Source organism: Allobosea sp. P1_A7, assembly GCF_056406775.1.
Genome location: NZ_JBFTZN010000160.1, coordinates 1 through 13,248, shown reverse-complemented (window position 1 = coordinate 13,248; position 13,248 = coordinate 1). Strand labels below are relative to the sequence as shown.

The 13,248-nt window shown below is 67.8% G+C and carries 7 protein-coding genes and 2 pseudogenes; 6 read left to right on the top strand and 3 right to left on the bottom strand.

What is annotated here, in order from left to right:
- The first annotated feature begins 189 nt into the window (after window positions 1-189).
- The 3 genes from AC1D34_RS24105 to AC1D34_RS24095 all read left to right on the top strand — a co-directional run bounded on the left by AC1D34_RS24105 (window position 190) and on the right by AC1D34_RS24095 (window position 1,351).
- Window positions 190-708 carry a lysozyme gene (locus AC1D34_RS24105; RefSeq protein ID WP_476825544.1) on the top strand — a complete coding sequence of 173 codons (519 nt, stop codon included), beginning with the start codon at window positions 190-192 and terminating at the stop codon, window positions 706-708.
- Window positions 709-881: 173 nt separating this feature from the next.
- A complete protein-coding gene (locus AC1D34_RS24100; RefSeq protein ID WP_476825543.1) occupies window positions 882-1,082 on the top strand; it encodes a hypothetical protein in 201 nt (66 codons plus the stop codon).
- On the top strand, window positions 1,079-1,351 hold the full coding sequence (locus tag AC1D34_RS24095; RefSeq protein ID WP_441507590.1) for a hypothetical protein: 273 nt from the start codon (window positions 1,079-1,081) through the stop codon (window positions 1,349-1,351). The genes AC1D34_RS24100 and AC1D34_RS24095 overlap by 4 nt, the downstream gene beginning before the upstream one ends.
- A 153-nt stretch (window positions 1,352-1,504) precedes the next feature.
- On the opposite strand, the gene AC1D34_RS24090 is transcribed toward AC1D34_RS24095, so the two are convergent.
- The 3 genes and pseudogenes from AC1D34_RS24090 to AC1D34_RS24080 all read right to left on the bottom strand — a co-directional run bounded on the left by AC1D34_RS24090 (window position 1,505) and on the right by AC1D34_RS24080 (window position 7,650).
- Window positions 1,505-2,305, bottom strand: coding sequence for a class I SAM-dependent methyltransferase (locus AC1D34_RS24090; RefSeq protein WP_476825542.1), 801 nt, complete (start codon window positions 2,303-2,305; stop codon window positions 1,505-1,507).
- 181 nt (window positions 2,306-2,486) lie between these two features.
- A pseudogene (locus AC1D34_RS24085) lies at window positions 2,487-3,543 on the bottom strand (zinc-binding dehydrogenase).
- Between the two features lie 105 nt (window positions 3,544-3,648).
- Window positions 3,649-7,650 carry an autotransporter outer membrane beta-barrel domain-containing protein gene (locus AC1D34_RS24080; RefSeq protein ID WP_476825541.1) on the bottom strand — a complete coding sequence of 1,334 codons (4,002 nt, stop codon included), beginning with the start codon at window positions 7,648-7,650 and terminating at the stop codon, window positions 3,649-3,651.
- A gap of 587 nt (window positions 7,651-8,237) precedes the next feature.
- On the opposite strand from AC1D34_RS24080, the gene AC1D34_RS24075 reads away from it, so the two are divergent.
- The 3 genes and pseudogenes from AC1D34_RS24075 to AC1D34_RS24065 all read left to right on the top strand — a co-directional run.
- Complete coding sequence (locus AC1D34_RS24075; protein ID WP_476825540.1) at window positions 8,238-9,422, top strand: MalY/PatB family protein; 1,185 nt, start codon at window positions 8,238-8,240, stop codon at window positions 9,420-9,422.
- Window positions 9,423-9,626: 204 nt separating this feature from the next.
- Window positions 9,627-10,019 (top strand): hypothetical protein, encoded by a 393-nt coding sequence (locus AC1D34_RS24070; protein ID WP_441493836.1) that lies wholly within the window; start codon window positions 9,627-9,629, stop codon window positions 10,017-10,019.
- A gap of 549 nt (window positions 10,020-10,568) precedes the next feature.
- Window positions 10,569-13,248, top strand: a pseudogene (locus AC1D34_RS24065) (hypothetical protein); the annotation flags it as partial.

Below are 13,248 nucleotides of genomic sequence, written 5' to 3'. Positions count from 1 at the left end.
CATCAAGACCGACGAACAGCTCCATGGCAGGCCTCCTGACCGGTTGGATCGATGGAGCCTGACCGGAAGACCGCTCTCCGTCATCCCGTATCAACGGGCGGCCGGAGCCCCAACAACCCGATCTTTTTGATTCCAACACCACCCCCAGGGTCGCCCTTACCGGCGGCCCTTTTCTTTTGGAGCACAGACATGACGCGTCGCATCAGCGATGAAGGCCTGGCGCTGGTCAAGCGCTGGGAAGGATGCCGGCTGACCGCCTATCGGGACATCGCCGGCGTCCTGACGATCGGCTACGGCTCGACGGGCGTCCATGTCCGGCCGGGCCTGAAGATCAGCGAGGGGGCGCTCGCCCGCTCGACGCTGCTGAAGACGCTGAATGCCGGCCAAGTCGCGGCCGTGCCGGGCGAGCTGATGAAATGGGTCCATGCCGGCGGGCGAAGGCTGGACGGCCTGATCAACCGGCGCTCGGCCGAGGCCGGCCTGTGGGCGCGCGGCTCGCATGTCTCCAGCAATACGGTTGCGGCGCGCCCCGCAAAACCCCCGGTCGTGACTGTAGACAATGCCATCAAGGTCGCGACGCCGCTCTCTGGCCTGCTCCAGTCCTTCACCAGCGGGCCGGCGCAGCTCGTGCTTGCGCTCGCCTTCGTGTGCGGGGGCGCCTTCCTGCTCTGGCGCTGGCATCGCGCACAGCAGGAGGCGGCGGCGTGAGCGTCCTCTCCGCACTCTGGAGCCGCTTTGCCGGGCCATCGCCGCGCTTGGCGCGCTGCTCGCAATCCTGATCGGAGCCTACGCCAAGGGCCGGCGCGAGGGGAAAGCGACCCATCAGGCCGAGCAGGAGCGCGCTCGCCGAAAAGCCATCACTGACAAAGGGAAGCGTGACGATGAGATCGACAGTCTTGGCCCTGCTGCTCTCGAGCAGCGCCTTCATCGCTGGCTGCGCCGGGATGGCCGGTAATTTCTGCGACACCGCCCGCCCGTTCCGCCCCTCGGCCCATGCCGCGGCGGCGATGAGCGATCGCGAGAAGGCGGATGTCGTGAAGCATAACGAGCATGGCGAAAGGCAATGCGGATGGACGCCGTGAAACCCCGTCTCGATCTCGGCCTCGGCAACATCCTCTCGATCGGGATGACGGTCGTCTCGCTGGTGGCGGTCATCGTCACAGTCAGCCTGTCCTATGGCCAGTTGCGGGCCAAGGACGATGTCCACGACATGCGGATCGCCATCGTCGAGGCGCAGCTCGCCAAGCGCGAGAGCGCGGAGCAGGCGGCGAATAACCGCCTGTCGACGATCGAGGGCGATATCCGCGTGATCCGCCAGATCCTCGAAGGGGTGCGCCCGCCGCCGCGATAGGGGCAACAGCCATCAGCCCCATTCATTTCGCCCGCCGGTCCCGTCATGGGGCCGGCGGGCACATTTTTGCGTTTGGTGCGTGAATCCAGGCCCGCCGGCGGCGCCGGCAAGGGCAGGGGCGAAGCAGACTACGCTCCGCCGAGAGACGCTCGCCTATCCCAGCGCCTTCCGGGCGACGAACAGCCCGATCTGCTTCTCGGCTTCGAGCACGCCGTTCCCCCGTGCGAAGGCGGCCTCGATCGCGTCGCGAAACCGGCCGAGCTCCGCCTCCGTCGCCCTGTCTCCCGGCGGATACGAGGTCAGCGCCAAAAAGACGTCCTCCGGATCGGTGATCCGCAGCCGCGCCGGCTGCCCGGCAAAGCTCACCTCGCCAAAGCGCGCGCGCAGCAATTCTTCGGCGGTCTCAAAGCCGAAACTTGCCCCGGACGGATCGACCGGGTCGCTGCCGAACACCGTGGTGAGTTCGTAGAGCGCCCGCAGATTGCCGATATCGTTGGTCGTGACCGCGAGACAGCCGCCGGGCTTCAGGACGCGCGCCATCTCGGCGATGGCCGCAGCGGGATCGGGCAGATGGTAGAGCATATGCATCGCGATGACGGCATCGAACGATGCATCCGCGAAGGGCAGCGCTGTGGCGTCGGCCGCTTCTCCGCGGACCGATCCGAGCGACAGGTCCTGGCAGCGCCCGACCGCCTCCTCGACCATACCGGGCGACAGATCGGCGAGCGTCAGGTTGATCGGTTGCGGCAGCTCGTCCACTGCGCCGGCCCAGAACCAGCCCGGGCCGCAGCCGATATCGAGGACATGGTCGCCGCGGCGCAGCGGCAATTGCCCGGCCACCCATGGAAACCAGCCCGTCTCGGAGATGCTGTACTGGCTGTGGAGCCGGGCCCGCGCCGCAAGCTTGCGGGTATCCCGGTATTGCTCGGCATTGTCCGTGATGATCGCTGTCATGCGGCGTTCCCGATCCCTCGCGTGATCTGCGTGTCCAGCGCGAGCATAGGCAGCGCCGGCAACGGCCGCTACGGGGCGAAGCCCCTCGGTTTGGGGCGCAGCAGTATTGGATCCGCCTCCCGCCACGCAAGCGCCGCTCGGAACGCTCCCTGGACCTGCGCCAAGGCCCAGGCGCCGGCGCTCACGGCGTGATCGCCACCTTCAGCACGCCGTCGCGCTGGTGGCCGAAGTGATCATAGGCGGCTTCGATCTCGTCGAGCGTGAAGCGATGGGTCACGAGCGGCTTGAGATCGACACGGCCCGAGGCGACGACGCTCATCAGGCGGCGCATCCGCTCCTTCCCGCCCGGGCAGAGCGTCGAGACGATGCTGAGATCGCCGAGGCCCGCCGCGAAGGCGTCGAGCGGGATGGCGAGATCGCCGGAATAGACGTCCCGCCCGGTCGCAGGACGCGCATCGCGGCCTCGAAGGTCTGCTGCGTGCCGAGCGCCTCGATCGCGACGTCGACGCCACGTCCGTCCGTCAGTGTCATGATCTGCTCGACCGGGTCGCCCGCCTTGAAGTCGACCACATGATCGGCGCCGAGCGCTCGCGCCACCGCGATCCGGGCCGCAACCGTGTCGACGCCGATAATCGTGCTCGCGCCCATCARCCTGGCGCCGGCGACAGCGCACAGACCGATCGGGCCGAGCGCGAAGACGGCCACGGTATCGCCGATCCTGACGCCGCCGCGCTCCGCCCCCGAGAAACCCGTCGACATGATGTCGGGGCACATCAGAACCTGCTCGTCGGTCAATGCGTCGGGGACGGGCGCAAGATTGGCGATGGCGTCCCTGACGAGCACGTATTCCGCCTGACAGCCATCGATGGTGTTGCCGAATTTCCAGCCGCCCGCGGCCTTGAAGCCGTGGCGCGCTCCCGGCCCGTCCTGCGCGCCGCAACCRCAGAGGCATGCATAGCTGTGTCCGCTGGGGTGATGGCGCCGGCAATCACGCGCTGCCCCTCGGAATAGCCCTCGACGCCGGATCCGAGCTTCTCGATGACGCCGACCGGTTCATGACCGACGATCAGGCCCTTCTCGACCGGATACTCGCCTTTCAGGATATGGATATCGGTGCCGCAGATGGTCGTGGTCGTGATCCTGACGAGCGCGTCGGTCGGTCCCACATCGGGAATCGCCTTGTCCTCGAGGACGATCCGGTTCTTCCCAACGAACACGGCAGCCTTCATCTTGGCCATGGCTCGGCTCCTTCCATCATCCGCAGGACAGAGGGGCAGAGGTCGGATCGGCGACGATGCTCGCTCTGCCGTCGGCCTTTCCGGCCAATGCCCTGGAGATAACCTTTACCAGCTCACCTTGATCCCGAGCCGGCCGTCATAGGCGTGGGAGCGCCCGTCGAAACCGATCGAGTAGCCGGCGGTGGCGTAGAGTGCGGTGTTACGGGTGAGCTGTGCATCGATGCCGGCCTTCAGCTCGGCCCAGGCGCCGCCGAGATCGGAGCGGAAGGGAATGAAGCCGGTCGCCGAGGAGAACGAGGTTTTGGGATTGCCCAGAAACTCGTTCCACAGGCTGGCTTTCAGCCAGGCGGTCATCAGGCGCGGCCTGGCGCCGGGCGTCGCCTCCTCAAGCGTCCAGCTTTTCGCAAGGCGCGCGCCGATGCGCCCGGCCAGCGACTCCGCATCGGAGAAGCGCACCAGCGCCGCGGTGTCCAAAGCCGAGCCGCCTGCCACCGTCTGGTAGACGACCTGCGCCTGCGGTTCGAGGATGAAGCCGTTGCCGAGCTGGAGGGGATAGCCGCCCTCGAGCGAGGCGGCGAAGCCGAACGTGTCGCGGTTGAGCACGAAGCCGCGCTTGGAATCGGCCTTGGCATCATACCAGGTGCCCTGGAGGACGCCGTCGAGATACCAGCCCGAGGGCCCGAAATGCGTCCAGTAGGCGCCGAGCGAATAGGCGTCGCTGCTATTGGTTCCGGCCTTGATGCCGTTGAAATGCGTGACGTCGCCTTCGATCCGGCCGATCGCGCCATAGATGCCGGCATGGTCTCTGCTGCCGTCGGCATTGACGCCGCGATAAAGGTCGAGGCCGGCCTGGAAGGCATAAAGGTCATAGTCGTAGTTCGGGCCGTTGCGAAAGATGCCCCAGGGGCCGCCGTCCTGATTGCCGTGCTGGCCGATGATCCGGCCCCAGCCGGCGGAGGCATAGGAGCGGCCGGGCGCCGTGGCGCTCGCCGGCAACTGCACCACGGTCGTGCAGCGAAAATTCTTCTCGGGGTTCTTGCACCAGATCGTGCGCTCTTCGGTCACTGCCGGCGCCTCCAGCGGGCGCAATTCGCCGACCCGCTCATGCAGGCTGTCGATCAGGGTGCGGCCATAGATCAGCTGCATCGCGGGCAGGGCGGCATAGAGCGAGGTCTCCTGCCGGAAATTCGGCACGGGGTCCTCCGGCCCCGGGTTGATACGCGAGCGCAGGTACCAGTTGTCGGGGCCCGAGGCATCGACGCTGCTGCGGAAGAGCAGGTATTCATAGGGGCCGGCGACGACGGGCCGCCCCAGCGTGAAGGCGCCAGTTGCGGTCGTGCCGCCATTGATCGCGTCGACGACCAGGATGCCGTTGCTGCGCGTCAGGTCGCCGGCGCCGGTCGTGTTGGCGATCAGCAGCGGCGATGAACCCGTGGCGCGGCCGCCATCGATGATCAGGCGGTCGGAGGGGGCGCTGTCATTGCCGAGGAAGGTGTTCAGGCCGAGCTGGCCGCCTTCGCCGAGATAGTTCACCACCGTCAGCGTCTTGTAGCTCGCAAGCAGCGCCGKGTCGCCGCCGGGCGGGGTGTACTGGATCAGGCTCGGGTCATTGACGAGATTGGTCAGGTTCGAATTGCCGGTCATGATCCAGGTGCTGTCGACCAGGGTCACGTTCGAGACGCTGCCGGGCGCGGTGAAGGCCGAGCCGGTGACGGTCGAGCGCGTCACCGTGACGTTGGCGAGGCCCGGCACCACCGGGAGCGCGGTCGGCGGCGGCAACCCGGGCAGGGCGCCGGGAAGCGGCAGGTCGGGATCAGGATCCGGCAGGTCGGGAACGCCGCCGAGCGGAGGGAGCTGGGTCAGCGGCGGGAACGCGAGGCTGCTGCCGACGCGCAGCCACTCGCCGCTGCCACCCGCGGTCGAGCCGGTCAGGCTGACATTGCCGTTGCCGGCAACACCGATCGTCGGGCCGCTGACATTCGTCAGCGCGCTGTCGGTGAACTGCGCGTTCGAGACGGCTCCGGGCGCACCGATGACGAAGAGCGCCGCCGATTGCGCCCCCGTCGCCGTCACACTCGCCTGGTTGCCGATGATCAGGCCGCCGGCTTCTGCGACGGAGCCATGCGCGGTCGCGCCCGTCGCCAGCACCGAGGTCTGGTTCATCGTCACCGAGGTCGGATTGTCGCGCGAGAGCGCGCCATGCGAGCCTTCGCCGACCGTGAGCACGGTCGTGCGGTTGGCGATCACCGCCGCTTCGCCACGCCCGATGATCGGCCGCGTGCCGTAATCGCCGAGCACGGCGCGCAGGCCAACCGCGTTGTTGCCTCTGGTGGTGATCGCCGCATCGTTCACGGTGGCGGTTGCCTTCGGCGCGGAGATATCGTTGCGCGACTGCGCGGTGACGCCATGGGCCAGGTTGCCGGAGGTCTCCAGGACAAGGTTGCTCGCGGTCAGGTTCGCGACGAATTCCGCCCCGGTCTGCTCGGTAACCGAGAACAGGCCGATGCCGCTGATGCCGCTGGTGGTGATCCGGTTGTTGGAGATCGTCACGGTGCCGCCGTCATCGGCGACGACGCCCATGGCGACCAGGCCCGATGTCGTCACGCTGGTCCCGGTCGCGGTCAGCACGCCACCCGGGTTGCGGCCGACGAGGCCATGCGGGCGCGCGCCTGCCCTAACCTCGCCGCCAGTCGTCTCGACGCTGCCGCCATTCAGGGTGATGTGGCCGTTGAGATCGGCAATCACACCCATGGCATTGTCATTGCCCGAGGTCCGGACGGCGACATTGGTTGCCGTCACCGTGCCGCCCCCGGCCGCCGTGATGCCGGGGCTGTCGCGTCCGTTCGTCGAGGAGGAGCCGCCGGTCATGGTCGCGGTCGCGCCATTGATCACCCGCAGCCCGTAGCTGATCACGGCGGCGCCGCCCGTGCCCTGGATCTGCGTGTTGGTCAGCGTGATGGCAGAGCCGGCATCCTGGACCAGCACGGCGTTCGGGCCGGCGGAACTCAGCGAACTGTTGCTGAAACTGCCGGTGCCGCCGGTGAAGAGGAAAACCGCGTTGGCGCGGGTTCCTGCCGCCGTGACGGTCGTGCCGGAGACGGTGGCCTGCGATCCCGCGCCCTCGACCGAGATGCCGGTGCCGCGCTGGCCTGTCGTGGTGATCGTGCTGTTCACCACCTGGGCCGAGCCTCCGGAGAGTACGCGTATGGCTGACGCGGGATCAGTGTCTGCGCTGGAGGTGCCGCTCGTGGTGAGCGTGCTGCCGGCGAGCGAAATCGAGCCGCCGATCTCGGCCCGGGCGGCGCTCGCAAATGCGCCGGTCGTGGACAGCGTAATACCGGTCCCGATGATCGTGCTCCCCGCGCCGGTGGAGAGCAGGGCATGACTGCCGATGTTTCCGGCAACGATCTGAGCGCCGCTGGTGGTGACCTGGGTCGTGTCGGCCAGGACTATCGTGCCGCCGCCTTGCGCGAGCACGCCGAACGAGCCCCGGGAGGCCGTGCTGACGGTGCCGCCGACGAGGTCGATCCGGCTCCCGGTGCCTGTGGCAACCACCGCGTGGTTGGAACTGCCGTTGCCTCCGCCAAGCGTTGCAACATTGGCGGCGAGCGCAAAGACAGTTCCGCCGCCGCTGGCAAGGATCGCGAGATTGTCGGTGACCGCGACCGCCCCGGTGCCGAGCGTTATGTTCGCGCCGTTCGCAGAGATATGGCTTCCCGCGCCGGATGAGACGAGCCCGCGCTGGCCGGTGGCGGCCTGTACGGTCGCCAGGGTGCTGCCATCGAAGTTGATCACGCCGCCATCGACGGCTTCGGCGCCGCTATAGTTTCTCGGGGCCGCACCCGGTCCGAGATTGATCGTCACGCTGTTTGCACTGATCTGCCCACCGGGATTTGTCGCCCGCAGTCCTGGCGTCGCGGCCGAAATCACCGTGATCGTCGAGCCCAATGGCACGACACAACTCGTGCCGTTCACCGCGACCGGCCCAGGCGGGCAGGCTTGTGCCTGGGCCGCGCCAGCCCCGAGCAAGGGCAGCCCGCAGCTACCGAGGAGCAGGCGCGCGCCCCAGGGCCAGGATTGGGAAAGCCTCGCTTTGCGTGCCGCCATCGCCCCCTCCCGTCACCGCGGCCGTTCGACGGCCGCCTCATTGCGCCCGGTTTCGGGCGCGGCAGGACTCAGATCAGTGGTCGAATCGGTTCGGGCCTGGAGAAGGCCGTGAAGGCCCGCAGCCATGCCGCTTTGCGTCCCGAGACGCGGTATCAAAGGGAAAAGATGCTGCCGCCTCGCGGCAGGAGGCCATCGCAGTCGTCGTCGCCATCCACACCCTCCGCCAGGGACCGTGAATACAGACGTCAGGCGCTGCTTGGCGCCACCGCGTCATATTTCGCCCGATTCGATGTTCCTGTCGAGGTTCTGTGGCTAAGTTTCTGAATTCGATGACGATCGTGTCTAAAAAATTACAAGCAAAGCGCTCAAAATTTACCCGATGACTTCACGCAAATCTGCCGATACTGGCTGAAGCGCTCCACGTCCAAGATGTCGAAGCCGGGCCGCTTCCGGGATCTTTGCCGCAGCACGCACGCGCGCCGCGCTGGCATGGATTGCGTGCGTTCTGCTGGCGCGCGAGCGTCCGACGCGGCATTGCTTCTCCCCAAGACGGCCTCTCCGAAACGGCCCTTCACCTGAGGACCCTGATGACCATCGCTCAGACATTCGACCAGWGGATCGACCGCCGCGGCACGCATTGCGCGAAATGGGACACGATGGAGACCCATTACGGGGTTTCACCGTCCGGTGGGCTGGCCATGTGGGTGGCCGACATGGATTTCCGGCCGCCGGCCTGCGTGCAAGCTGCGGTCGAGGCCATGGCGGCGCACGGCATCTACGGCTATTTCGGCGATGAGCGGGCGAGCAACGACGCCATCCGCTGGTGGATGAAGGCGCGYCATGGCTGGGAAGTCGATGAGAAGGCGATCTTCACCACGCATGGGCTGGTGAACGGCACGGCGCTCTGCGTCGATGCCTATACCAAGCCGGGCGAGGGCGTCATCGTGATGACCCCGGTCTACCACGCCTTCGCCCGCATCATTAAGGCGGCGGGCCGGCAGGTCGTCGAATGCAAGCTCGTGAACGAGGGCGGTCGCTACCTCCTCGATATCGCCGGCTGGGATGCGCAGATGACCGGCAACGAGCGCATGCTGCTGCTCTGCTCGCCGCATAATCCCGGCGGGCGCGTCTGGACCCGCGACGAGCTCCGCGAGATCGCGCAGTTCTGCGTGCGTCACGACCTGATCCTGGTCTCCGACGAAATCCACCATGATCTGGTCATGCCCGGCCACAAGCACATCGCCATGCCCGTGGCGGCGCCCGAGATCATCGACCGCCTGGTGATGATGACGGCGACGACCAAGACCTTCAACATCGCCGGCTGCCATTCCGGCAATGTCATCATCCCCGATGAGGCGCTGCGGGCTCCGTTCCGGGCGCGGATGAACGCGCTCGGCATCTCGCCGAACTCGTTTGGCATGGCGATGGCGACCGCCGCCTACAGCCCCGAGGGAGCGGCCTGGGTCGACGAGCTCGTCGCCTATCTCGACGGCAATCGCCGGCTCTTCGACGAGGGCGTCGACAGCATTCCCGGCCTGCGCTCGATGCCGCTGGAGGCGACTTATCTCGCCTGGGTCGATTTCTCCGGCACCGGCATGGAGTCGAAGGAGTTCATCGCAAGGGTCGAGAAACAGGCGAAGATCGCAGCCAGCCATGGCGCGACCTTCGGCTCCGGCGGCGATAATTTCCTGCGCTTCAACCTGGCGACGCAGCGCGCCAATGTCGCCGAGGCCGTCTCGCGCCTGAAGGATGCCTTCGCCGACATGCAGTAGGAGCGGCCTTCCACCGCCTCCCGATGAATGACGTCGCGATGTCCCGGCCGGTCATCGCGGCGCAGCCGCGCTGGTCGTCCTGCGGGCCGGGGCGGTGGGGTTGCGCCAGTCGCGCTTTGAAAGCCGCAACGTCCGGTCCATGGTCCGCCTCGCGTTGGGGAACGTCCGGGCGCGCATTCCCATTCCGGGGCGGAGGAATAATCGATGAAGCAATGTTCTTTGGCGGGGCTGGTGGTGTCCATCGGCCTGGCGCTGGCCGGGTGCCAGTCGACCACTGACGCCGTTCAGAACAAGGAAGACATGCTGTCGGCGGCGGGCTTCGTTCCCCAGCCCGCCAATACGCCGGAACGCCAGGCGACCTTGCGCAAGTTCCCGCCCAACAAGTTCGTCCAGCAGGTCAAGAACAACCAGATGGTCTATGTCTATGCCGACCCGATCGTCTGCCAATGCGTCTATTTCGGCGACCAGACGGCCTATGCCCAGTTCCGGCAGATGGTCTTCGCCAAGAAGCTGGCCGACGAACGCCAGATGACGGCGGCGATGGCGCAGGATGCCTTCGATTTCGGGCCCTGGGGCGGCCCGGGCTTCATGTTCTGAGCTAAAGCATCGGCCCGAAAACTGGATTGCGGTTTTCGGGGCAAAGCCGATGCAAACACAGATGGTTAGATCATCGGGCTGGATAGGATATGCGGTCCGATGATCTAAGGGGAGGGCGCGGATCTCCGTGCCGTCCTGTGGCTGACCGGAGCCGGGGCGCGGGCCCGCCCCGCGCCGCAATCAACCGCTGCTGTCCCCTACGGGAAAGGGCAGGCTCCCCTCTGTCCGATCCCGCCCCGCGGCCTGCGCCATGGCGGGGACGCGCTGCAGCGTCCGCTCCGGCGGGGGCACTATGCATCGCGCCGACCTGTATCGGGATCGCGAGGGCCGCACTCGGTCATGCGGCGCTGATGATGCGCAAGCGCGGAAGATTTTTTACGCGCAATACGTGCGGATACTGTCGGATTTCCCCCAGTGCCGGCACCTTGTGGCCTAGCTCCACAATAATGTGTAACCTTTGCGCAACCTGCCGGGGTGGATTGGCGTTCCCTTGCAGGTGAAGTGGAGACGTAATGGTCCGCTAAGACCGCCTGAACAGGCGTCTATTAAATGCGCAACGAGATCGAAACCGCACCGAAGGACGGGACATTCGTCATCCTCGAGGATGATTCGAGTGGCATCTATGACGTTGCTCACTGGTTGGCGGCGACAGGCCAGTGGATCGGCAAGAACGATGAGCCGATCACGATTACGCCAACGCATTGGCACCCGCTGGCTCATGACAATTATTTCCTTCTCGAGGGCGAAGGACCAGATGATCGCGCCACGGAGCGCCGCTCGAGGCGACGCCGCTCTCTGCCGATCGCCGCCGCCGCGCTCGTCGCTGCGGCGCTGCTGTTTTTCTATTGGATCGGCGGCCTGGTTCAGCGTGACGATGGCGGCAAGGCCGGGCCGCAGGTCGCGATGCGCGCCCCGTCGCCGGACCGGAACGCGAAGAGCCCGCCTCCAGCGCCGCGAACGGGCGAATCTAGCCGGGCCAACGCGCCGGCTGACATCCGGCGGCTGACCACGGCGCCGGCGCCCGACGCGCAGAAATCCCCGAATTCCGGGCAGCCCGAAACCCGGGTGGAAGATCCGGTCGAGGCCGGGCGCGCCCTCGAACAGCTGGACGTGCTGCAAGTGCGGGCGCAGGCCGCGAAATCCGCGGAAGCGCTCAGACGGGAGCGCGAACAGGCTGCAAATCTGACGCAACAGGTCGCTGCTGCGCGGCAGGAGCTCACCGACAGCACTGCGCAATATCGCCAGGCCCTCGAAGGCGAACGGGCCCGCAGCGCCGCACTGGCTGGCGAACTGGCGAAGGCGCAGCGCGACGCCGGGATGCAGGCCGAGCACATGCGCAAGGCCGGCGAAGACGCCGCCCAGCTGAAGCAGGCGGAGGTCGCAAGGGTCGCGGCCTCGCTTGGACAGGAGCGCGAGCAGGCGGCTGCGCTGGCGCGCGAGGTTGCCGCAGCGCGGGAGGCCCTGAGCGCGGGCACGGAGCAGCAGCGCCAGGCGTTCGACGAGGAACGCGCGCGCAGTGCCGCGCTGGCGAACGAACTGGTGACGGCGCAGCGCGATCTGGAGATGCAGGCGGCGCAGTTGCGCAAGGCGGGCGAAGAGGCCGAGCAGCTGAAGCTGGAGCGCGAGCGGGCGGCCGCGCTCGCAGGCGAAGTCGCCACGATGCGGCAGGAGTTCACTGCCGGCACGGCGCAGCAGGGCCAGGCGCTCGACGAGGAGCGCGCCCGCAGCGCCGCGCTCGCGGGCGAACTGGCGAAGGCGCAGCGCGAGACGCAGCTACAAGCAGCGGAGCTGAGCAAGACGAGCGACGAAGCGGCCAAGCTCAGGCAGGCAGAGGTGGCCCGAACTGCGGACGCCGCCAAGATTGCGGACGCGTTGAAGCAGGAGCGTGAGCAGGCCGCCGCTCTCGCACAGCAGGTGGCGGCGGCGCGGCAGGAGCTTTCTGCCGGCACGGCGCAGCAGCGCCAGGCGCTCGACGAGGAACGCGCCCGCAGCGCCGCGCTCGCCGGCGATCTGGCGAAGGCGCAGCGCGAGACGCAGCTACAAGCAGCGGAGCTGAGCAAAACGAGCGACGAAGTGGCCAAGCTCAGGCAGGCAGAGGCGGCCCGGACTGCGGACGCCGCCAAGGTTGCGGAGGCGCTGAAGCAGGAGCGTGAGCAGGCCGCCGCTCTCGTACAGCAGGTGGCGGCGGCGCGGCAGGAGCTTTCTGCCGGCACGGCGCAGCAGCGCCAGGCGCTCGACGAGGAACGCGCTCGCAGCGCCGCGCTCGCCGGCGAGTTGGCGAAGGCGCAGCGCGAAATCGAAACGCAGGCGGCGCAGCTGAGCAAGGCGAACGCGGATGCCGCAGGGCTCAGGCAGGCACAGTCCGAAACCAATGCGGATGCGCAGGGGCAGGAGCGCGGGCAGGCGGCGGCCCTCGCCGCCGAGGTTTCAGCCGCGCGCGAGGCGCTGGCCACGAGCACGGCGCAGCAGCGCCAGGCGCTGGAGGAGGAGCGCGCTCGCGGCGCCGCACTCGCCGGCGAACTGGCGAAGGCGCAACACGAAGCCGGACTGCAACTAGCGGATCTGCGCAAGGCGAACGAGGAGGCTGCAGGGCTCAGGCAGGCAGAGGCCGCTAGGACGGCAGACGCCTCCAAGACTGCGGACGCACTGAGGCAGGAGCACGAGAGGGCGGCAGCGCTCGCGCTTCAGGTCACTGCCGCGCGCGAGACGCTGGCCGCGAGCACGGCGCAGCAGCGTCAGGCGCTCAACGATGAGCGCGCCCATAGCGTTGCGCTCGCCGCCGAGCTGGCGAAGGTGCAGCGTGAAGCGGGGACGCAAGCTGCAGCGTTGCGCAAGGCGAGCGAGGATACGACGCAGCTGAAGCAGGGGGAACTGGCGAAGACCGCTGACGCGCTCAGGCAGGAGCAGGAGAAGGCGGCCGGGCTGGCGCGGGAGATCGCAGCCGCACGCGAGACCCTGGCGACGAGTGCCGCCCAACAGCGCCAAGGGCTCGACGCCGAGCGCGCCCGCAATGCAGCACTCGCCGCCGAATTGGCGAAGGCACAGCGCGAGGCCGGAATGCAGGTCGCGGAGCTGCGCAAGGCGAGCGAGGAGGCGGGAAAGCTGAGGCAGGCGGCGGAGAGCACCGCGACAGAGCTGCGCCAGGCCCTCCAGGACGAGCGCGGCAGGGCGGCTGCGATGGCGCGGGACCTCGAGGCGGCGCGGCACACCTCGAGGCGGCGCGGCACAC